This window comes from Enterobacter genomosp. O (assembly GCF_001022965.1).
Classification (GTDB): Bacteria; Pseudomonadota; Gammaproteobacteria; order Enterobacterales; family Enterobacteriaceae; genus Enterobacter; species Enterobacter cloacae_L.
Map to the genome: position 1 here is coordinate 118,581 of NZ_LECZ01000025.1, position 22,464 is coordinate 141,044.

A 22,464-nucleotide genomic window follows, 5' to 3' on the forward strand; every position below is an offset into this window, starting at 1 on the left:
AGCCGGCAAACCTGTTGCCTTACCTTATGTAAAGAAGTTTAAAGATAACGCAGCCCTAAGCACAAGTTAAGTTTAAAAAAAAAGCGGCGCCAGGGCGCCGCTCTCGTTAAGGAGACGCGTCAGGATGCGTCCGCCGTGGTTTCCTGCAAGGACTCTGGCGGCTGCGGAGCAAAGCCACGCAGGCCGACAACGTGAACGTGCTCGCTGTTCTGGAACACTTTACGCACCAGTTTGTAGGTGGTGCCCTTTTCAGGACTGATGTTTTCCGGTGCCGCAATGATGAGCTGCATATCAAGACGTTCGCACAGCTCAAACAGCGTCGCAATCGAGCGGGCATCAAGACGCGCCGCTTCATCCAGGAACAGCAGGCGACATGGGGAGATGTCTTTCCCACGCAGACGACGCGCTTCATCTTCCCAGCTCTGTACGACCATCACCAGAATCGACATCCCGGTACCGATCGCTTCACCGGTCGAGAGCGCCCCGGATTCTGCACGCAGCCAGCCGTCGGAACCACGGTTTACCTCAACTTCCATTTCCAGGTAGTTACGGTAATCCAGCAGCTCTTCACCGATGGTTTGCGGCGTACGTTGCCCCATATCAATCTGCGGGTTCAGGCGCTGATACAGCTTCGCCAGCGCTTCGGAGAAGGTAAGACGGTTGCTGTTGAACAGATCCTGATGCTGTTCGTGCTGCTCAGACAGCACCTCCAGCAGCGTCGCGTGGGCTTCACGCACGTTGACGTTGAGGCGCACGCTATTCACCTGACCAAACGACACGCTCTGCAGGCCCTGGTTCAGCTGGCGGATACGGTTCTGCTCGCGCTGAATGGTTTTACGAATGATGTTCGCCACGCTGCGGGAGCTGATCGCCAGCTTCTGTTCACGGGAAGTCAGCTCCTCCGTCAGGCGTCCCAGTTCGATTTCCATCTGCTCGATGGCTTCAACCGGATCGTCGGTACGAATGATGTCCTGACGAATACGCTCGCGCAGGTGCTGGTAAACCGCCACGAAGAACTGGATTTTGCGCTCCGGACGTTTTGGATCCTCTGACATCCGCAGTACATCGCGCAGGTGTTCGTTATCTGCCACCGCCAGACGCAGCGCACCCAGCGCCTTATCCGACATGGAGCGCAGCTCATCGGCAGAGAGGTATGCCAGTTCGCGACGGTGCAGACGACGTTCAACGTTATTGTCTTTCACCATGCGCATCACCGCGCACCAGCCTGCCTTGGCGGTCACGACCTGCTCGCGCATCTCAAAATAGTCGCGCTCCAGCTTGCGCAGGCGACGGGTCAGGTTATCCATTTCCGCTTCACAGAAGGTCAGCGCTTTTTCCAGCTGGTTGCGACGCGCGCGGTTATTGCTGAGCTGAGAATGCAGCTCGTCACGACGAATACGCGCCCGCTCCTCTGCCCCGCTGTCGGCACGAACGCCGATGTCCTGGAGCTCTTTCTGCAGGTCGTTTAGCAGCTCTTTCTTGGTGTCGTAGGAGCTTTTCAGCGAGGCCAGCACCTGATTGTACTGGTTCAGCTGAGCAGAGTGGCTGCGCATCGCTTCACGGGCGCGAGTACGTTCCGCTTCCGCCTGCTCAAGGCGCTGACGCAGTTTTTCATTCAGGTCGCTGTTACCGCTCAGCATTTCAGCCGAATCAGAGTAGCCGAAGTGGGCGCGACGCTGCACCACTTCCGTCAGGGCAAACGCCTGCTGACGCGCTTCGCGCTGAACCTGCTGCGACCAGGCATAATCTTCTTTTAACTGCTCGAACTGTTCCGGGTCGCTCTGAAGCACCGAAACAACCGGCTCCAGCTTCGACAGCTGGTTGCCGTGCTGCTGTACGAAACGCGCGGCTTCCTGAGCTTCATCCAGACGCTCCTGGATCTCATCCACACGGTCAGCCAGCGTGTCGTCTGCCAGCAGGTTCAGGCGCGGCAGGATGCGGTTAAGGGCAGCGACGCCCTCTTTCGCCTGCTCAAACTGGACGCGGCTCTGCTGGTTATCACTTTCATGGCTGGCAATCGCACGTTCCAGCTCGCCGCGGCGGGTATTGAGCTTGCGGATTTCGGCTTCCGGATCCGCGTCAAACGCCACGGCGAGATGGCTGCCGATAAAGCGGCTGAACGCCTGGTGCAGACGCTGGGTTTTCTGCACATCAAACGACAGGGTCGCAAAACGTTCGGACAGCGTTTCACGCTCGGCATGCAGGCTTTCGATGCGGCTTTCGCGCGCGGCGCGGCCAAACAGCGGCAGCTCAGGGAAGCGGGAATAACGCCACTGACGGTCGGCAATTTTCACCACTACCGCTTTTTCCAGCTCGTCGACGCTGAATACGCTGTCATCGAACGACTGCGGATCCCCTTCGATCAGGTAGAGATCTTCCGGGCAATCTTCCAGGCCGGCAAGCTGGTCAGAAATCAGCGACAGATCCGGGACCACAATCGCGTTGCGGGATGGACCGTACAGCGCGGAGAAGTACGGGGCATCGTCAAGGCCAACATCGTCATAAATCTCGGACAGCAGCACGCCGCCAAAACGCTCGGCTAGCGCATTCAGGCGCGGATCTTCTGACCCGCCCGGCTGGCTTAAGCGCTCAATTTCTTCATCGACGTCGCGCTTGCGGGCGCCCACTTCGTCACGCTCAACAATGGCTTCGCGCTCGCGCTCCAGCAGTTGCTGCAGGTATTCGGTCACTTCCTGGCTGGATTCGAACTGCTCGCCGCACTGCTCGCTGAGCTGATTCAGGCTGCTTTGAGCCGCCAGCCAGACCGGCGCTCGCTGCAAGAGCGTCTTCGAACGGGACTGAATCTGCTCCAGCTCCTGACGTAGGGTCATACGCTGTTCGCTGGCGTTTGATACGGTATCGGACAGGGCAGCAATACGCGCTTCCAGCTCCTGATGCAGGGCTTCAAGCTCGTCGAAATCGTAGCGTTTACCCTGGCGCTTGCAGAATTCCGCCAGCAGACGCTCGGCTTCCTGCTGCTCGCGCAGGCGCTGCTCAAGCTCGTTCAGGCGCATACGCAGCGGCTGGACCTGCTCGGACAGATGGCGCTGGTTCACGCCGTCGCGCAGAAGTTCGCGGGCAACGTCCCACGCTTCGTTACGCGCCAGCGGGCCGTTAATTGCCACCACCAGCTGATAGGCCTGCTCAAACTGGCTGTGCGCTGTCTGCGCGACGCTCATTTTTTGTTCGAGGGACAGCAGTTTCTCGGTGGCTTCCTGCTCTTTGGCCTGGAAGGTGTCCAGCCACTCCTCGGCGCTATCCGGCGTCAGGTCAGGCAGATGACACAGCTCTTTGGCACGCTGCAAAGCCTGCAGCGCCTGGGTGTACTGGATCGCACGCGTCTGCTGCACGTCAAGTGCCTGCTGGTAATCGGCAAGCTGGCTTTTCAGCTCATCCACTTCCAGCTCGGCCGCTTCGGCGCGGGCTTCGTTCTCTTCCTGAATATCGGCGGCTTCGGCCACCACTTCATTTTGCTCTTCGAGACGAATTTGCAGCTCGTCGAGATCCGCTTCATAGCGCTCGATTTTTTCCTGCTGACGCAGCGCGGTCTGCACCAGGTTCAAGTGATCGCTGGCGGCCTGATAGTCGGCTTCCAGGTCGCCCTCGGCACCGTTGTGCTCACCCAGCTCGCGCGCCATTTCGACATGCTTGTACTGCTCGGCCACCAGCTGTTTACGGGAGGTAAACAGTTCGCGGCGGTACTCTAATGCCTGATCGAGATGCACGCGGCGCTCGTTGGCGTGACGCATGTAGTCCGCCGCCACGTAGTTAGTGGCTTCGCTGATCAGGTGTTTAAACAGGTCGCGGTCAGACTGGGTCACGCGAATCGCTTCCAGCGTCATGCGGTTTTCACGCAGTGCCGCTTCCATATCCTGGAACGCCTTACGCACGCCGCTGTTTTCCGGCAGCAGATAGTCGCGCAGGGAGCGGGTAATGGCGCTGGAGATACCGCCGTACAGGGACGCTTCGATCAGACGGTAGTATTTGCTACGGTCTGAGGCGGTGCGCAGACGACGCGCCACCACGCCCAGATCGAACATCAGGGAGTGGTAGTCGGTGATGGAGTTGAACTGTTTGAACTGTACGCCTTCGATATCTTCAAGCTTATCTTTCAGCTCCTGCAGCGTCAGCACGCGCGCCTGGCGTTCGTTCAGGGTTTCCGTCAGCAGCGCCGTCGGCTGCATGGAGGTCGGTAGCCCCTGAATGGCGAAAGGCTTAATATCGACTTTACGGTCACGACCGGCAACCTGCTGCAGGCGCACGCCCACAACCACACGCTGATGGCGGGAGTTGATAACGTCCAGAACCGAATAACAGACCCCGGCCTTCAGCTTACCGTGCAGACCTTTATCACGGGAGCCGCTTGTAGCACCCGCTTCGGTGGTGTTACGGAAGTGAAGCAGCGTCAGGTCAGGGATCAGCGCCGTGACGAAAGCCGCCATGGTGGTGGATTTACCCGCACCGTTACCGCCGGAGAGCGTCGTAACCAGCTCGTCCAGATCGAAGGTTCGGGCAAAGAAGCCGTTCCAGTTAATCAGCGTCAGTGAGCGAAATTTACCGCGTTCAATCATTACTCTTCCTCCCCGCTATCCGGCAGATTCTCTTCATGCTCGTCATTGAGCAGCAAATGGTTTTCCACCGGCATCGCTTCACCGTCGCGGATCATGCGAAGCTGCGCTTCACGCGCGTCATCGCCCGCACGCACATCGGCGCCGAAGCGGAAGACAGACTCCGTAATGCGGAACTTGCTGCTGTCGTGGCCCATAAACCACACCATCCCCAGACGACGCAGACGGTTCAGGGAAGAACGAACCTTTTCCTGTAATTTCTGACGGTCAAGATCCGACCCCGTGGAGCGGTTGTTCACCAGCTTGAGCAGCTTGCTCTCATCCGCCAGCGTCAACAGCTCATCGTAAAGTTCCTGCTGGGTGAAGATACCTTCATTCGCCAGACGCTCGGGGCTGAGATAGAGATAGCAAAGAATTTTGCCGACCATCATATCCAGCTCGGAGAGCACGGAACGCGGAATCAGCGTTGTGGAGCGCGGGCGCAGGTAGAAAAACCCTTCCGGCGCGCGGATAAGCTCCACGTTGTAACGTGCGTAAAACTCTTCCAGATACTCCTGGAAGTCCATCAAAAAGGCGTGATTATCCAGCTCGTCTAAGCCAATGTGACGACCGGCACGCAGCTGGCTGTCCAGCGCCGGAAATAACGGATTCGCCAGCGCCTGTGCCAGCTTAACCGGCATCACTTGTTCAATATTTGTCAATGACATGCGCCTGTACCTTGGCTCCGTAATCGTTAATTGGCTGCCACTTCGGCGGCAGCCCGGTGAAATCTGCTTGCGCGACGCCCAGACGCACCGCCTGGTCTACCACGATGCGGGCAATGTCGAAGTGGCGCGCGCGTGGATATTGCGCCAGATAATCGCGCACCACGAGCCCCAGATCCAGCGGCACTTGTCTGGTTTTGTAGACAGCGAGCTGCTCTTCAATCATCGCGGCAAGCTGCTCGCGAATTTCGTTAAATTCTTCATATTCCAGATCCGGCGGCAGTTCACCGGTGACCTCTTCATCGCGCAGAGCCATCTCTTCGTCGCGCATATCCAGCAGACGATCGGCACTGGCGTAGGTCAGCGCCCACGGCGCATCGAAATAGGTCTGCACCGACTGACGCAGACGCTGAGCAAAGACGCGGTTTTTATCCATATCAATCGCGGTACGGATAAATTTATGCACGTGTCGGTCGTAGCCGATCCACAGGTCAATCGACTGCTGGCCCCAGCTGATAATGCGGTCGAGTTTGCTTTGCAGGTCAAAGACCAGACGATCGATAAAATGCAGATCGTCATGCGCCAGGGTCGCGTCCTGAATACGCAGCAGATTCGCCTGCAGCTTGTCCCCTGCCGCTTCCAGCGTATCCTGAAGCTCACGCAGCGTGCCGGAGGTTTCTGACAGCAGAAGCTCACAGCTGGAGATGGCGGCACGCCAGTCTTTATTCAGCAGCTGCGCGATATCGTCTTTCACCTGCTGCTGCTGTTCGTCCATCAGACGCTGGGTCAGATCGATGCTGTCGAAGATTTCCGCCACCGAATATTTCAGCGGCGCGTAGACGTTACGGTGCCAGTGGAATTCGTCACCGTTTTCATCCGCGGCATCGGCGGCACGCTTAAGCTCACCCGCCACGATCGAGAGCTGCATGGAAAGACGCAGCGTGGAAAATTCACGCTGGCGAATATAGTAATCGGTGATACCGATACCCAGTGGCGTTAGGCGATAGATGGCGTTTCCTTCCGCCTGCTCGCTGGTAAAGCGGTTCAGCAGACGTTGACGCACCATATCGTTAATTGCGTTGTTGGCACGCACGCTAATGGTTTCGCTGGTTTGCTCAAACGCATCACTGACATGGCGGAACGCATCCACCAGTTCACCCTCGCTCATCTCACCATCCAGCCGTTCGCCGTTCAGCGTGGCAACCGCCAGCAGGAAAGAGAGTCTGTCTACCGGCAGCGAGATGGAGAAATCGTTTTTCCTGGCCCAGGCAACCAGTTCGGGGACTGTCTGGGAAAATTCACTCATAGGTTATCCTTGCATCTGCGGCTTGTGCGCGGTGACGTGAATATAGCGGCCAAGACTGACAAAAGGCTCCTGACGGCAATACCGCGTTTCTAATTCTGTTAAGGTGTCAAAACAGTCACGCTGTTTGTGTTTTTCACGCAGATAATCATGAAACACCCTGACGCCCGTCTTCCCGACGATCTTCCAGCCAATCGCTTCCAGCCAGCCATAAACCTGCTGCGGATCGCGCGGATAGTCCGGGGAAAGCGTGCGCTTTTTCTTTTTAGGCATCCCGACCTGAACATAGTCGAAGTTACCCGCAACCATGTTGTGCATCAGGAAGCCGTTAGCATTGTAGAACATCAGCGACAGCGTGCCGCCCGGGCGTAACATCGACCACAGGGTTTGCAACACGCTTTGCGGATCGGCAACCCACTCCAGCACCGCATGAAACAATATCAGATCAACCTGGGTTTCCAAATGCTGTGCGATGTCCTGAGCGGCGCATTGTATAAAATGCATGTTGTCGCTCACACCTTTCTCTTCTGCAGCACGCGTCGCGCGGGAGACCATTTCAGCAGAAAGATCGCAAAGCGTGACGTGATGACCGAGCCCGGCCATTTTTATCGCCGTCTGCCCTTCACCGCCACCTGCGTCCAGCACGCGCAACGTTTGACCGCCGAAGGTCGCCAGAATGGTGTCCAGATCCTGCCAGAGGATCGTCTGACGGAGCTGTCCTTTGGTGGTGCCATAAATGTTGCGCGAAAACTTTTCCGCGATGTCATCAAAATTGCGATCCCGCATTGGGAGAGTTCCACTCGCTAACTGCAAAACCGCTATTTTGTCACACCCGCGCGGAGAATGAACCTCTCTGGTGTAATATCACCGGTAATCACCTGCTATATGGTCAAAAAAGGAACCAAAAAGGATGCTTTTTACCCTTAAGAAATACATTGGAGGGATGATGCTTCCCCTTCCGCTGCTGCTCATCATCATCGCGCTGGGGCTGGCGCTGGTGTGGTTCAGTCGCTTTCAGAAAAGTGGCAAAACGCTTATCACGCTCGGCTGGTTTGTTCTGCTGCTGTTAAGCCTGCAGCCGGTCGCGGATGGTCTTTTACGCCCCATCGAAAACAAGTACCCAACATGGCAGGGAAATCAGAAAGTGGCGTACATCGTGGTGCTGGGCGGCGGATATACCTGGGATCCTGACTGGGCCCCCAGTTCAAACCTGATCAACAACAGCCTGCCACGGCTAAACGAGGGGATTCGCCTGTGGCTGGCGAACCCGGGATCAAAAATGATCTTCACCGGCGCGGCGGCAAAAACAAACCCGGTGAGTACGGCTGAGGCGGGCGCCCGAGTCGCGGAATCCCTCGGCGTGCCGCGTACCTCAATCATCACCCTGGACAGCCCAAAAGATACCGAAGAAGAGGCTGCCGCGGTGAAGCAGGCGATTGGCGAGGTCCCGTTCCTGCTGGTGACCTCCGCCTCACACCTGCCAAGAGCGATGATTTTCTTTGAAAAACAAGGCCTGCACCCGCTTCCCGCACCGGCAAACCAGATGGCCATCGACGCGCCGCTCAACCCGTGGGAACGGGCAATCCCGTCCCCCGCATGGCTGATGCATAGCGACCGCGTCGGCTATGAGACGCTCGGACGCCTCTGGCAGTGGCTGAAAGGTTCCTCAGGCGAGCCAGGGCAAGAGTGATTTTGTCGCCAGATCGAAGTTCGCGCGATTGAAACGTCCGGTATTGACCAGCTGCGCGACTTCGTCCCAGAGCAGGTAGAGCCAGCGCCGCCAGAGAAACGCTTCTGCAACCGGCGCGCGCTGAAGATAGTGCCACAGTAAACCTTCTGCCGCCCCGCTGTCGCTGAGCCTGAACAACTCATATTCGCGCGGCGCCCAGAGCATGATCCCCGGTCCGACCATCGCCAGGAGCTGATCGCTGCGGGAGTCTTTGAGCATGCTGCGCAGGGTGAAATTACCGTGGATCAGCACGCAGTTGTCATTAAAGCCGTCGAACAGCGCCGGCAGGCACTCGCGGGTGCGAAACAGAATGCGTTTGTCCTGCATGGTTAACCCGGTGTTATTGAACTGGTTAAGCGTGCCCCACAGCACTTCAACCCGCTGGCGATACCACAGCGGCCACAGGTTTTCCTGCGTACTGTCGACAGGCCCCACGAGCCCACGGCTATCCTGACGATGCCAGGCCAGCAGTGCCTCAACAATCTGGTCTTTCAACTGTTCCCAGCGCTCCGGCGTGCGCGCCGGGGCTTCAACAGACACGCCGCGTAAACGCTCAATCAGCAGCACGTCCGGGCCGGGGTGTTCCTCATGCGTCATCACGCCATATACCGTCGGCATACGGACTGTCCCTTCCCGTGCCAGCATCGACATTTTCCATGCAAGTTGCCTGGCGACGCCCGGCGAGGTAAAACTTCTGGCCATCAGCGGCATTGGGTTGCCCTGACTGTCATACAGCGACCAGAGCGCAGTATCGGCCTTTTCACTCACGCATTCGACCCGGCTTAACTTCTCACCAAGCAGATGGCTAAGTTCGGCACGCAGCTGTTCCATATGAGATTACCCCCATTAAGACTACTGCTTTTATAATGAGCGTCCTGGATGAAGATGTCACCCGGAAGAGATCAATTATGGAGAAGAAAGGGAAAGGCGTGGCGAAAAGACATCCCCCCAAAAGGGGGGATGCAGGCGGTATTAACGCAGTTCGGCGCGGACGCGCTCAAGATCTTCCGGCGTATCTACGCCCGTTCCAGGTACTTCGCTGGCAACGGCAACGTGGATTTTTTCGCCATACCAAAGCACGCGAAGCTGCTCCAGCATTTCGATATGCTCCAGCGGGCTCGGCGCCCAGGTGACATAGCGGCGAATAAAGCCGGCGCGGTAGCCGTAGATCCCAATATGACGCAGGAAGGTATCACCAATGGTCTCTTTAGAGAGCGCAAAGCGATCGCGATCCCACGGAATCGTGGCGCGGGAGAAATAGAGCGCATAGCCTTCGGCATCCATAACCACCTTCACGGCATTCGGATTGAATGCCTCTTCAGCGTGGTGAATAGGTACCGCGAGCGTCGCCATACCGACCTGACGCTGAGCCAGGTTTTCTGCCACCTGACGGATAATGACCGCCGGGATCATCGGCTCGTCACCCTGCACGTTCACGATGACCGTATCATCACTGAAACCACATTTCTCAACCACTTCCGCCAGACGTTCAGTGCCGGACTGGTGATCGGCGCGGGTCATGCACACTTCACCGCCTGCGGCCTCAACCGCGCGGGCGACGTCCGGATGATCGGTAGCGACAATCACGCGTTCGGCTCCGGATTCACGCGCCCGCTCAAGGACATGCACAATCATCGGCTTGCCGTTGATATCCACCAGCGGTTTACCCGGCAGACGCGTAGACGCGTAGCGCGCAGGAATAATGACAACAAAACTCATGGTTTGCTCTCTTCTGCCACCAGGGAACGGGCTTCATTTTCCAGCAATACCGGAATACCGTCGCGCAGCGGGAAGGCCAGGCTATCCAGCTTACAAATGAGCTCTTGTTTGTCCTGGCTGTAGTAGAGTTTGCCGTTGCATACCGGGCAGGCAATAATTTCTAGTAAACGGTGATCCATAGTTCCTCCGTATGGGTAATCGCTAAAGCTTAACACATTCCTTTTTCAGGGAGTGCCTGTTTCCCAGCCACTTCGACAGGATGTAAACAGCCCGTCGGGCAACCGCCCCAGCGTCACGTCTTGAGCACCCTGCCAGCGTGCGAATTCGCTAATGGCGAACGTTAACCCTTTCTCCAGGGTTGCTGTCACCCTAACGCCCTCTTCCAGATAAAGGGCAATGATTTCAAGCGTGCCGGTCTTGCGGTGCATTTTGGCGTCCATACGCCCAACCAGCTGTCCCTTATGCAGCAGAGGTAGCACAAAATACCCATACTGACGCTTTGGCGCAGGGGTATAACACTCCAGCCGGTAGCTGAAATCAAACAGCTGCTCGGCGCGTTTTCTGTCCCATACCACCGGATCGAAAGGCGAAAGCACCGTGCTGTGGGTGGCCTGCAGTTTCCCTTCCAGAGCCAGAGGCAAGAGCGGGAGAAGATCCTCATGCAGCCACATTTCGCCCAGTGTTTCCACCATGACGGGAATGATTCGCCGTTCCTGCTGCCACTTTTCCAGCAGCGGTTTTAGGACGGGCTGGCGCAGCCGGTAATAATCTGCCAGCCATTGCGAACGGAAAATGCCCAGACTGCGGGCGCTGTTCTCCAGCATGACGGCCTCAGCCGCTTCCTGCGAGAGCAGATCGCGCTCGTCGTTCCAGTGCGGCATCACGCGATGCGTCAGGTCGTATACGCGCTGAAAATTACGCCGTTCTATCACCATCACTTTGCCTGACGTGAACAGCCCTTCGAGATGGCGTTTGTGCGGTTTCCACTCCCACCAGCCGCTTGTGCCTTTACGGGGGTGTTCAAAATCGGCGGAGCGTACAGGGCCGTTTTCCTGAATATGCGCGATGAGCTGCTCGATTTCAGCCGCGTGCTCCAGCATCCACGCCTGTCGGTACTTCCAGCCCATCTTATCCGGTGAGAGCATACGGTGACGGACCAGCGCAAAATCGCTGCGGGGCAGGAAGCAAGCTTCGTGCGCCCAATACTCCATTAACTCTCCCTTGCTGAGCGCCTCATCCAGCCACTGCGATGGATAACTTCCCAGACGGCTAAACAGCACCAGGTAAGGGCTGCGCGCCACAATGTTAATGGTGTCGATTTGCAGTAGCGACATGCGCTGGACGGTAGAGAGAATATCGGCAGGCTTCGCGCGGCGGCGAGGCTTTTTGAGCAGCCCCTGCGCGGCAAGGTGTAAATGACGTGCGGCTGAAAGCGAGAGTTGCGGTAAAGACATGCGTTTTCCTGTCAGTCAAAGCGCCACCAGAACCGCGTAAGCGTTTATTTTACCAACGCAATCAGTTCCTTGAGCAAACGTTCCGGCTGCTCGCCGCTGAGTTCAGCGTCAACCGGCAGATACCACCAGTTTTCTTTCGCGAAGGCACGGCATTTCACCGCATCTTTTTCAGTCATGATCAGGCTCTGACCGGGCACGGTGAGCGCATCGATCTGCTCTTCCATCAGCGCCTGGTGGTCGGCCAACGGAACGCGTTTCTCAAGCCGTGCGCCACACTGCTCCAGCGTAGCGAAGAAACGCGGAGGATGACCAATACCGGCCATCGCCACCAGCGCAGGTAATTGAGAAACCGGCTGACGTTCACCCGTCACCAGATTGACCGCCATGCCCGGCAGGAGACGCATGGGGATTTCACCCGCTGTTGCCTCACCACCGTTCACAATCACCGCATCAACGGACTTCAGACGCGAAGCGCGTTCCCGCATTGGCCCCGCTGGCAGCCACCAGCCGTTACCGAAACGGCGAACCCCGTCGATCACCACAATTTCTTTATCACGCGCCAGGGCATAATGTTGCAGACCATCATCCGTAATGATGATTTGCACCGCGTGCTCGGCAACCAGAGCCTGCACGGCGTCGCTGCGCACTGGAGAGACCGCAACCGGCGCGCCGGTACGCTGATATATCAGGACCGGTTCATCGCCCGCTTCAGCGGTTGTCGTTTCCGCCGTCAGCAGAAGAGGATACTGCGCCGCTTTACCGCCATAACCGCGAGATACAACCCCAGGACGAATACCGCGTTTTTGCAGTTGTTCCACCAGCCAGATAACCACCGGCGTTTTACCGTTGCCGCCCGCGGTGAGATTACCGACAACCACAACCGGAACCGGCGCACGCCAGGCCCGCTTAAGCCCCAGACGGTAAAGCAGACGGATAATGCCGCTCACCAGACCATACAGCCAGGAGAGCGGCAAAAGCAGCAGCCACAGCGGGGACTCACCGGACCAGATGCGTGCAATCATTGTTGACCGAACTGCATCTTATGCAACTGGGCGTAAACGCCGCGGTGTTCCAGCAGATCGGCATGGCTTCCGCGTTCAACAATGACGCCATCCTCAACCACGACGATTTCATCAGCCTGCTCGATAGTCGACAGACGGTGCGCAATCACCAGTGAGGTACGGTTCTTTTGCAGTTCATCCAGCGCGGACTGGATAGCGCGTTCAGATTCCGTATCCAGCGCGGACGTCGCTTCGTCCAGGATCAGTATTGGGCTATCACGCAGCAGCGCGCGCGCAATCGCAATACGCTGGCGCTGGCCACCGGAGAGGAGCACGCCGTTTTCACCAATGATGGTATCCAGACCGTTATCCATCTTATTGATAAAGTCCATTGCGTAGGCCATACGCGCGGCGTTCTCAATCTGCTCGCGGCTGTACTCATCAGTGCGTGCGTAAGCGATGTTGTTGGCGACCGTATCGTTAAACAGATGCACGTTCTGAGAGACCAGCGCAACCTGGTTACGCAGCGACTGCAGGGTATATTCCCGCAGGTCGTGGCCATCTAACAGGATTTCACCTTCGTTAATGTCGTAGAAACGGGTCATCAGGCTGGCAATAGTCGATTTACCCGAACCAGAACGACCTACCAGCGCAACGGTTTTACCCGCCGGAATAGACAGGTTGATATTACGCAGGGCAGGCACTTCGCGGCCTGGATAGGTAAAGGTCACGTTGCGGAATTCAACGTCTCCGTTTGCACGCTCGATCACGCGCTTACCTTCATCCTTTTCCTGCTCGGAATCCAGAATGCTGAACAGGGTCTGGCATGCTGCCATCCCGCGCTGGAACTGGGCGTTCACGTTTGTGAGCGATTTTAGCGGACGCATCAGGGCGATCATTGAGGAGAAGACCACGGTAATGGTACCCGCCGTCAGCGTCTCCATTACGCTCGGGAAGCTTGCCGCATAGAGAACGAACGCCAGCGCCAGAGAGGCAATGAGCTGAATGACAGGGTCAGAAATTGAAGAGGCCGAAACCATTTTCATCCCCTGCAAACGCATTTTGTTGCTGACTTTATCAAAGCGCTTGGTTTCGACTTCCTGACCGCCGAAAATCAGAACTTCTTTATGCCCTTTCAGCATCTGTTCCGCGCTGGTTGTCACCTGCCCCATCGTGTTCTGCATATTCTTACTGATATTGCGGAAGCGCTTCGACACGACTCGAATAGCAATAGAAACAATCGGAGCCAGCACGATAAGGATAATCGACAGCTGCCAGCTGTAATAGAACATCATCGCGAACAGGCCGATGATCGATGCACCCTCACGCACAACGGTAATCAGCGCGCTTGAGGACGAGGAGGCGACCTGTTCTGAGTCGTAGGTAATGCGAGACAGCAGCGTCCCGGTCGACTGTTTATCAAAGAATGAGACCGGCATGCCCATCATGTGACTGAACAGACGACGGCGCATGGTCATCACCACTTTCCCTGATACCCAGGAAATACAGTAGCTGGAAATATAGCTGGTGATACCGCGTAAGATCATCAGTCCGATAACCACCAGAGGCATCCATAGCAGCACTGAGCGATCCGTTTTACCAAAACCGTCGTCCAGTAACGGTTTGAGAAGCGATAGCATAAAAGTATCGCTGGCTGCGTTGAGGATTAACGCTACACCCGCCACGATCAAGCCTGGTTTAAAGGGCGCAATCATCGGCCAGAGTCGGCGGAACGTTTGCCACGTGGAGAGATCTTTGTCGTTATGCATTCAAAAAACCAGCATTCGTTGAAATAGCCGCATATTCTACCCGTTATCTACGGGCGCGCCAAACCACTGATGATACCAAAAGGGTAAATATTGCTCTCGCAAACGCCGGATTTGCCAGTGATGTTGCGAGAATGTCACCGATATTTGTCCAGAATGAGGGGTATCGAGCCAGATATACCCCTCTTTTCGATAACGTCGGACAACTTTTGCCGACGGGAATCGCCATGCATTATAGCGTGCCGCTGAATCCAGGGCGATCTGTCCAGCCACCCGTTGTACCAGCGGCAATGACGAAGAGGTATTGCTGCCATGATGAGGTACCTGTATGAGCGTGGAGGTCAGATGACGCCAGTAATGGCTAAGCATAGCCTGTTCCGCCTGCGCTTCAATGTCGCCTGTGAGCAGCACACTCTGCTCACCGTCGTCGACTTTTACCACGCAGGAAGCGTTATTCCCCTGGGCGTGGGAGTTTTCAGGCGGCCAGTGGACGGTAAAGGTGAGCCCCTGCCATTCCCAGCGCTGTCCTCTAAAACACGGACGGTGTCCTGCCTGACGTAACCCGCTTCTTATCCACGCGTCTGGCCATGCTTTTTTGAGCGATGCCAGGCCTCCCGCGTGGTCGAGGTGGTCATGGCTGAGAATAACGCCTTCTGGCCGCAGGTGATGCCAGCGAAGCCACGGAATAATTAACCGCTGCGCGCTATCTCCGCCCGGCCAGGCGAGCCCGGTGTCATAGAGAATGGCTTTTCCCTGCCGTTCAATGACCATGGCCAGACCCTGCCCCACGTCCAACATATGCAGCGTCCAGCTATCGCTTTTTGTCGGTTGCCAGAAGGGAAATGTCAGTAAGACACTTCCTGCCAGACAAACGGCAGGAACGGTTTTCCAGGCGCGGAAACGCCAGCCAATGATGCTAAGCCAGGGCAGCAATGTCGTGTACTGCCAGCGTTGATCCACGTTTTGCCAGCCATCAGGCAGGCGCATCAGCAGCCAGAACAGCCCCGCAAGCGATTTATCGGCTGCATACCAGATGGCACTTTCTACTGCGGCAAGCGGCAGCAGATGGAGCAGCATGCCGAGCAGGATCAGCGGCACGGAAACAAATGTCACCAGGGGAACGGCAAAGAGATTAGCGACCAGAGAGGAGATGCTGACGCCATGGAAAATCAGAACCTGTAATGGCATGAGCAGCAGCAACATGCCAACCTGTAGATAAATCAGGTTCAGTAGCGGCCTTATCCAGCGTGCCCGATGCCAGTGAGGAAGAGGCAGCCACTGAAACCAGAAAATCAGCGCGGCGACGGCAAATGCTGACAGGGCCAGGCTCTGCGAAAGAATGGCTAATGGATCGCTTATCAGGATTGCCGCGATACAGCAAAGCCATACCTGCCAGGAAGACCATTGACGGGCAGCGATCCGTAACATCGCAAGCACGGCGAGAGCGATGACCGTTCGCAAAGCAGGAGGTTGCAAACCGGTAAGCCAGGCGTAAAAAGCGGCAAAGCACAGCCCGGCCAGGAGAGGCATTTGCCAGTGAACCCGGTGGCCAGGTAATAGAAACTGGAATCCACGCGCCAGTAACCAGACGAGGGATGCAGCCAGCGCGATATGTAGACCCGAAATCGCCATGAGATGCAGTGTGCCGGTTTCACGCATCAGATCTTTTATTTCCCGGGGGACATCCAGTCGCTCTCCCATTCCCAACCCCAGAATAACCGCCCCCCATTGATAAACCGAGAGCCGATTTTGCAGTGACGACAGGTACTGGGCCCGCAGACTGCAGCGTCCCTCGACGAGTTCCGCATGGGTGAATCGCCCACTCAGCGTTTGATGTTGAGCAAAAGCGCTTCGCTGGGCATCATAACCACCGTCGTTCAGTTCGCCATGAGCAGGCCTAAGCCTGAGGGTCATGGCCCAGCGCTGACCGGCACACGCTTTCTGTGGCAGATAATTGCCATACAACGTTACGCCAGCGGATGCCCACCAGCGTTGACCATCAACGCTGAGAATTTTTCCCTGATGCAGGGTTGCGCCATCGGTCGCGGTGATTTCGACCTCAGCCCGCACCGCACCGGAGGTTAAATGCGCCATCGGCCAGACGCTCTCTTGCGCGGCAAGAATACCCCATACACAAAATAGCACCCCGATCCCCACGTACTTCAGTCGTGCGTTTCGCAGTGCAGCCAGTCCTATCCCAGCCACAATCATTATCCACACGACACGACGCGATGGCAGTTCAGGTAACCAGAGTAAAGGGGTTATCGCCAGAATGGCGCAGATACTCAGCGCGGGTATGCCCATTACTACCTCCCTGTTTCAGAGGGGGCAGTATGTAAGCCGGCGGATGGCGTTGTCAGGTGAGAAGAATGCGTTTTACAGCAAGCGCTGTACTGTTTTTAACGGTTTGCAGAAGCTGAAACGAAAAATGCGGGGCATCTTCAGATGCGATAACGTTAAGTATAAAAAAAGCACCCGCAGGTGCTTTCTTTCAAACCCAGTTTAACCCGATGGTTAAACTCAGTTGCCGTAAATATTGGCGCGATCGCGCAGTTCTTTACCCGGCTTAAAGTGTGGAACGTACTTACCTTCCAGTTCGACTTTATCGCCAGTTTTCGGGTTACGCCCGGTGCGTGGAGCACGATAGTGCAGAGAAAAACTACCGAAACCGCGGATTTCAATGCGCTCGCCCTGGGCAAGAGTGGAAGCCATATGCTCCAGCATCTCTTTTACGGCATCTTCCACTGCCTTGGCAGGGATATGCGGTTGCTGACTGGCAAGTCTTTCAATCAATTCTGACTTGGTCATGATTCCTCCGGTTCCTTTCAAACCAATTAGCTGAACAGCTCATTAAACAAGGGCGGCCGTAGCCGCCCTTTGTTATTGATTACAGGACGAATCCTGCAATCTGTCAAGTTTGCTCCTCATCCTTCGCACTGTAAATATGTTACAGGTCAAATGATGCTGAGAACCTGATATTACTCGCCTTTAGCTGCTTTGAAAGCTTCAGCCATTGCGTTGTTAGAGAAGTTTGCATCTTCCTGTTTGTTAACAGTTGCGATTGCATCTTTCTCATCAGCTTCGTCTTTAGCACGAACAGACAGGCTGATTGCACGGTTCTTACGGTCAACACCGGTGAACTTAGCTTCAACGTCGTCGCCTACGTTCAGAACCAGAGTGGCATCTTCAACGCGGTCACGGGAAGCTTCAGAAGCGCGCAGGTAACCTTCAACGCCGTCAGCCAGTTCTACGGTTGCGCCTTTAGCGTCAACTGCAGTCACTTTACCGTTTACGATTGCGCCTTTCTTGTTCAGTGCAACCCAGTTGTTGAACGGATCTTCTGCGAGCTGTTTAACGCCCAGGGAGATACGCTCACGCTCTGCGTCAACCTGCAGAACAACTGCAGCGATTTCGTCGCCTTTTTTGTATTCACGAACCGCTTCTTCGCCTGCAACGTTCCAGGAGATGTCAGACAGGTGAACCAGGCCATCGATGCCGCCGTCCAGGCCGATGAAGATACCGAAGTCAGTGATAGACTTGATTTTACCTTCAACACGGTCGCCCTTGTTGTGGGTTTCCGCGAACTGCTGCCATGGGTTGTTTTTGCACTGTTTCAGGCCCAGGGAGATACGACGACGTTCTTCGTCGATATCCAGAACCATCACTTCCACTACATCACCAACGTTAACAACTTTGGATGGGTGGATGTTTTTGTTGGTCCAGTCCATTTCGGAAACGTGCACCAGACCTTCAACGCCTTCTTCGATTTCAACGAAGCAGCCGTAGTCAGTCAGGTTGGTTACGCGACCAGTCAGTTTAGTACCTTCTGGGTAACGCTTAGCGATAGCTACCCATGGATCTTCGCCCAGCTGTTTCAGGCCGAGGGATACACGAGTACGCTCGCGGTCGAACTTCAGCACTTTAACAGTGATTTCGTCGCCCACGTTCACGATTTCGCTTGGGTGCTTAACGCGTTTCCACGCCATGTCGGTGATGTGCAGCAGGCCATCAACGCCGCCCAGGTCAACGAATGCGCCGTAGTCAGTGAGGTTCTTAACGATACCTTTGACTTCCATGCCTTCCTGCAGGTTTTCCAGCAGCTGATCGCGTTCTGCGCTGTTTTCGGATTCGATAACGGCACGACGGGAAACAACAACGTTGTTACGCTTCTGGTCCAGCTTGATTACTTTGAACTCAAGCTCTTTGCCTTCCAGGTGCAGGGTGTCACGAACTGGACGAACGTCTACCAGAGAACCTGGCAGGAACGCACGAATACCATTCAGCTCAACAGTGAAGCCACCTTTAACTTTGCCGTTGATAACACCGACCACAGTTTCAGCTTCTTCGTAAGCTTTTTCCAGCGTGATCCATGCTTCGTGACGTTTAGCTTTCTCACGAGAAAGCAGGGTTTCACCGAAGCCGTCTTCTACTGCGTCCAGAGCAACGTCAACTTCGTCACCTACCTGGATTTCCAGCTCGCCCTGGGCGTTTTTGAACTGCTCTGCCGGAATGGCGGACTCAGATTTCAGACCGGCGTCAACCAGTACTACGTCTTTGTCGATAGCAACAACAACACCGCGAACGATGGAACCCGGGCGGGTTTCGATTGTTTTTAAGGATTCTTCAAACAGTTGAGCAAAAGATTCAGTCATGTTTAATCTTCAGGTTAATATTAACGTCCACCTGGCTCCGTGCCGGATGGGGTTGTTTCACATACCCGCCGTCAATCCATTGCAGCGGGGGTACTACTAAATCGGTCGCGATTACGCGAGTGCCAGTTTTTGGCGCGCATATTGTAGCGCTTTTTCAATCACTTGCTCAATAGTTAAACTGGTTGAATCCAGAACTAATGCATCTTCTGCAGGAACAAGTGGGGCGACGGCGCGGTTGCGATCGCGGTCATCGCGCTCTTTTATCTCGGATAAAAGGCGATCAAAGTTAACACTAAACCCCTTTTCCTGCAACTGAAGCATGCGGCGTTGCGCACGTTCTTCCGAAGAGGCGTCAAGGAAAATTTTCACAGGCGCATCAGGGAATACCACGGTTCCCATATCACGTCCGTCAGCAATCAGACCCGGGGCTTCACGGAAAGCGCGCTGGCGACGTAACAGCGCCTCGCGAACGCGCGGGAAGGCCGCCACCTGGGAGGCGGCATTAGCCACTTCCTGCGTACGGATTTCGCCGCTCACGTCTTCCCCTTCAAGGATGACTTCCAGGTTGCCATCGGTCGACACGAAACGCACATCCAGATGCGCCGCAAGCGGAACCAGCGCCTCTTCAGACGCCACATCCACGTGATGATGCAGCGCAGCCAGAGCCAGCACGCGATAGATTGCTCCCGAATCTAAAAGATGCCATTGCAATGCTTCCGCCATCGCTTTGCACAGAGTACCTTTCCCTGCGCCACTTGGCCCATCAATGGTGATTACCGGGGCAACTGCCGTCATCTTTTTCTCCTTAAATAAGGCATACCGTTTACATGAACGCCGCGCATTATACGCGCCAACGTGCGCAACTGTTACCTTTGCGTGCAAATTACAGAATGATTGAAGCAGAGTGTAGAAGAAATGAGCGGAGGTGTTCGTAATGAAGCGTAAGCAAATGCCGCATCGGGTGATGCGGCAACATGTTATCAGGCCAGCGTGCTAATGCGTGCCAGCTGTTCGAAGTAGTCCGGGAAGGTTTTCCCCGTACATTTCGGATCGAGGATCGTGACAGGCGTATCGGACAGCGCCACCAGCGAGAAGCACATCGCCATACGGTGATCGTTATAGGTTCCGATTTCCGCAAACTGGAGTTTTGCTGGTGGGGTCACGCGAATATAGTCTTCGCCCTCTTCCACCTCTGCCCCCACTTTTCGCAGCTCTGTCGCCATCGCGAACAGGCGGTCCGTCTCTTTTACGCGCCAGTTATAGATATTACGCAGCGTGGTGGTGCCTTTGGCGAACAGTGCCGCTGTAGCAATGGTCATCGCCGCATCCGGGATATGGTTCATGTCCATATCGATGGCGTTCAGCTCGCCGTGAGTACAGGAGATGAAGTCATCACCCCAGGTCACAACGGCCCCCATTTTCTCGAGCACATCGGCAAAGCGGATATCACCCTGCACGCTGTTACGGCCAATACCGGTCACTTTTACCGTGCCGCCTTTAATCGCCCCTGCGGCCAGGAAATAGGAGGCGGATGAGGCATCCCCTTCAACGAGATAGTTGCCCGGAGACTGGTACTGCTGGGCACCGCGCATCACAAAGCGCTGATAAGCCTGGTTTTCAACCTCGACACCAAAGGTCTTCATCAGGTGCAATGTGATATCAATGTACGGTTTGGAAACCAGATCGCCCTTAATGGTGATCAGGGTATCCTGCGGTGCCAGCGGTGCGGTCATCAGCAGCGCCGTCAGGAACTGGCTGGACACACTGCCATCCACCTCAACGTTTCCGCCAGTAAAGCCCCCGCGCAGACGCAGTGGCGGATAATTTTCCTGCTCCAGATACTCAATCTGTGCGCCACCCTGGCGAAGGGCATCCACCAGATGGCCAATCGGACGCTCTTTCATGCGAGGTTCGCCGGTCAGCACAATGTTGTTGCTCCCCAGACACAGGGCTGCCGCCAGCGGACGCATCGCCGTACCGGCGTTGCCCAGAAACAGCTCAAGCTCTTCACCCGCGTGCAGCGCGCCGCCATTGCCGGTCACTTCGCAGCGAGTACGATCCTCAGACAACGTATAATGAACTCCCAACGCTTTCAGCGCATTGAGCATATGGCGCACGTCATCGCTGTCCAGCAGGTTTGTAAGGACGGTGGTGCCGTTTGCCAGAGCTGCCAGCAGCAGAGCGCGGTTCGAGACACTTTTTGAACCAGGCAGATTGATGGTGCCATCTACCCGCGCGATAGGTTGTAACGTCAGGGATTCCATGAAACTTAACTCTCAACTCAACATAATAAAAACCCCGCAGCAGCGCTGCGGGGGTGAAAACAGCGCAATTAACCGTGGCGACGTTCGAAATCGATCATGAAATCAGTCAGGGCTTTAACGCCTTCCAGCGGCATCGCGTTATAGATGGAGGCACGCATGCCGCCGACAACGCGGTGGCCTTTCAGCGCATGCAGGCCTGCCGCGAAGGACTCTTCCAGGAACACTTTGTCCAGGTTGCTGTCCGCCAGCTGGAACGGCACGTTCATGCGGGAACGGTTAGCCTTCGCCACATCGTTGCGGTAGAAGCCGCTCTTGTCGATCACGCCGTACAGCAGTTCGGCTTTCTGCTGATTCACTTTGTCCATCTGCGCCACGCCGCCGTTTTGCTTCAGCCATTTAAAGACCAGGCCAGAAAGGTACCAGGCGAACGTTGGTGGGGTGTTGAACATAGAGTCGTTATCGTTCAGCACGGTGTAATCGAGAATCGACGGGCAGGATTTATGCGCTTTACCCAGCAGGTCTTCACGCACGACGACGATAGTCAAACCGGCCGGGCCGATATTTTTCTGTGCGCCCGCGTAGATAACACCGTAGCGGCTGACATCAATTGGCGCAGACAGAATGGTGGAGGAAAAGTCGGCGGCAACCACGACATCGCTGCCGAAGTTTGGCGTCTCGTCGATGGCAATCCCGTCAATGGTTTCGTTCGGGCAGTAGTGCAGATACGCTGCGTTATCTGAAAGCTGCCACTCGCTCATTGGCTTCACGGCGCGCAGACCGTCAACGGTTACTTTGGCGTCAATAACATTCGGCGTGCAGTATTTATGCGCTTCTTTAACGGCGCTTGCCGCCCAGTACCCCGCATCAACGTAGTCGGCCGTCGTTTTGTCACCAAGGATATTCAGCGGTACGCCAGCAAACTGACCGCGCCCACCGCCGTGACAGAACAATACTTTGTAGTTCGAAGGGATATTCAGCAGATCGCGAAAATCCTTTTCTGCTTCTTCCGCCACCTGAATAAACTCTTTACCCCGGTGGCTGATCTCCATCACCGACGTCCCCAGACCATTCCAGTCACAAAGTTCCTGTTGAGCCTGTTTAAGTACGTCTGCCGGTAACATCGCCGGACCTGAACTGAAATTAAAGACTTGAGCCATTTCCCCTCACCACGCTAAAAGCCATAAGTTATAACTGTGGATATCGGTTTTATCATTCAGTGACACGCGCCGCAATGTCTAAAACTTATGACCCGTGAAATGTGTCCTGCGTCACACAAAACAATCTGCCGCCTCGCTAAGACAAAA

General features: G+C 55.8%; 17 protein-coding genes. 1 reads left to right on the forward strand and 16 read right to left on the reverse strand.

Annotated features, from left to right (window positions below; all coding sequences use genetic code 11):
* Positions 1–119 precede the first annotated feature (119 nt).
* From mukB to cmoM, 4 genes are read right to left on the reverse strand one after another with little or no spacing between them, the layout of a single operon-like run.
* Positions 120–4,571, reverse strand: a complete 4,452-nt coding sequence (gene mukB, locus ABR39_RS10565; protein WP_047346902.1) for a chromosome partition protein MukB — start codon at positions 4,569–4,571, stop codon at positions 120–122.
* The gene (gene mukE / locus ABR39_RS10570; protein WP_047346903.1) at positions 4,571–5,275 is read right to left on the reverse strand and encodes a chromosome partition protein MukE; all 705 of its coding nucleotides are present in this window, start codon (positions 5,273–5,275) and stop codon (positions 4,571–4,573) included. The genes mukB and mukE overlap by 1 nt, the downstream gene beginning before the upstream one ends.
* Positions 5,256–6,578, reverse strand: coding sequence for a chromosome partition protein MukF (gene mukF / locus ABR39_RS10575; protein WP_023335133.1), 1,323 nt, complete (start codon positions 6,576–6,578; stop codon positions 5,256–5,258). The genes mukE and mukF overlap by 20 nt, the downstream gene beginning before the upstream one ends.
* Positions 6,579–6,581: 3 nt before the next feature.
* Positions 6,582–7,361 carry a tRNA uridine 5-oxyacetic acid(34) methyltransferase CmoM gene (gene cmoM / locus ABR39_RS10580; protein ID WP_047346904.1) on the reverse strand — a complete coding sequence of 260 codons (780 nt, stop codon included), beginning with the start codon at positions 7,359–7,361 and terminating at the stop codon, positions 6,582–6,584.
* A 124-nt stretch (positions 7,362–7,485) separates the two neighbouring features.
* Between cmoM and elyC the strand changes: the two genes are divergently transcribed.
* The gene (elyC, locus tag ABR39_RS10585; protein ID WP_047346905.1) at positions 7,486–8,265 is read left to right on the forward strand and encodes an envelope biogenesis factor ElyC; all 780 of its coding nucleotides are present in this window, start codon (positions 7,486–7,488) and stop codon (positions 8,263–8,265) included.
* On the opposite strand, the gene ABR39_RS10590 is transcribed toward elyC, so the two are convergent.
* The 12 genes from ABR39_RS10590 to serC form a co-directional block, all read right to left on the reverse strand.
* Positions 8,242–9,135 (reverse strand): YcbJ family phosphotransferase, encoded by an 894-nt coding sequence (locus ABR39_RS10590; RefSeq protein ID WP_047346906.1) that lies wholly within the window; start codon positions 9,133–9,135, stop codon positions 8,242–8,244. The genes elyC and ABR39_RS10590 overlap by 24 nt on opposite strands.
* Before the next feature lie 141 nt (positions 9,136–9,276).
* Positions 9,277–10,023, reverse strand: a complete 747-nt coding sequence (gene kdsB, locus ABR39_RS10595) for a 3-deoxy-manno-octulosonate cytidylyltransferase (protein WP_047346907.1) — start codon at positions 10,021–10,023, stop codon at positions 9,277–9,279.
* Positions 10,020–10,202, reverse strand: a complete 183-nt coding sequence (gene ycaR, locus ABR39_RS10600) for a protein YcaR (protein WP_006174474.1) — start codon at positions 10,200–10,202, stop codon at positions 10,020–10,022. The genes kdsB and ycaR overlap by 4 nt, the downstream gene beginning before the upstream one ends.
* Positions 10,203–10,247: 45 nt before the next feature.
* The gene (locus ABR39_RS10605) at positions 10,248–11,477 is read right to left on the reverse strand and encodes a winged helix-turn-helix domain-containing protein (protein WP_047346908.1); all 1,230 of its coding nucleotides are present in this window, start codon (positions 11,475–11,477) and stop codon (positions 10,248–10,250) included.
* 44 nt (positions 11,478–11,521) lie between these two features.
* Positions 11,522–12,499 carry a tetraacyldisaccharide 4'-kinase gene (lpxK, locus tag ABR39_RS10610; RefSeq protein WP_047346909.1) on the reverse strand — a complete coding sequence of 326 codons (978 nt, stop codon included), beginning with the start codon at positions 12,497–12,499 and terminating at the stop codon, positions 11,522–11,524.
* The gene (gene msbA / locus ABR39_RS10615; protein WP_047346910.1) at positions 12,496–14,247 is read right to left on the reverse strand and encodes a lipid A ABC transporter ATP-binding protein/permease MsbA; all 1,752 of its coding nucleotides are present in this window, start codon (positions 14,245–14,247) and stop codon (positions 12,496–12,498) included. The genes lpxK and msbA overlap by 4 nt, the downstream gene beginning before the upstream one ends.
* Before the next feature lie 36 nt (positions 14,248–14,283).
* The gene (locus tag ABR39_RS10620) at positions 14,284–16,548 is read right to left on the reverse strand and encodes a ComEC family protein (protein ID WP_047346911.1); all 2,265 of its coding nucleotides are present in this window, start codon (positions 16,546–16,548) and stop codon (positions 14,284–14,286) included.
* Positions 16,549–16,764: 216 nt separating this feature from the next.
* Positions 16,765–17,052 carry an integration host factor subunit beta gene (gene ihfB, locus ABR39_RS10625; protein ID WP_008499965.1) on the reverse strand — a complete coding sequence of 96 codons (288 nt, stop codon included), beginning with the start codon at positions 17,050–17,052 and terminating at the stop codon, positions 16,765–16,767.
* A 170-nt stretch (positions 17,053–17,222) separates the two neighbouring features.
* Positions 17,223–18,896: a 30S ribosomal protein S1 gene (rpsA, locus tag ABR39_RS10630; RefSeq protein WP_014169387.1), complete on the reverse strand. Its 1,674-nt coding sequence runs from the start codon at positions 18,894–18,896 to the stop codon at positions 17,223–17,225.
* 111 nt (positions 18,897–19,007) lie between these two features.
* Positions 19,008–19,691 carry a (d)CMP kinase gene (cmk, locus tag ABR39_RS10635; RefSeq protein WP_013097305.1) on the reverse strand — a complete coding sequence of 228 codons (684 nt, stop codon included), beginning with the start codon at positions 19,689–19,691 and terminating at the stop codon, positions 19,008–19,010.
* Positions 19,692–19,876: 185 nt separating this feature from the next.
* Entirely contained in the window at positions 19,877–21,160 is a 1,284-nt protein-coding gene (aroA, locus tag ABR39_RS10640; RefSeq protein WP_047346912.1) for a 3-phosphoshikimate 1-carboxyvinyltransferase, read from the reverse strand.
* 68 nt (positions 21,161–21,228) lie between these two features.
* The gene (serC, locus tag ABR39_RS10645; RefSeq protein WP_047346913.1) at positions 21,229–22,317 is read right to left on the reverse strand and encodes a 3-phosphoserine/phosphohydroxythreonine transaminase; all 1,089 of its coding nucleotides are present in this window, start codon (positions 22,315–22,317) and stop codon (positions 21,229–21,231) included.
* Between the last annotated feature and the right edge of the window lie 147 nt (positions 22,318–22,464).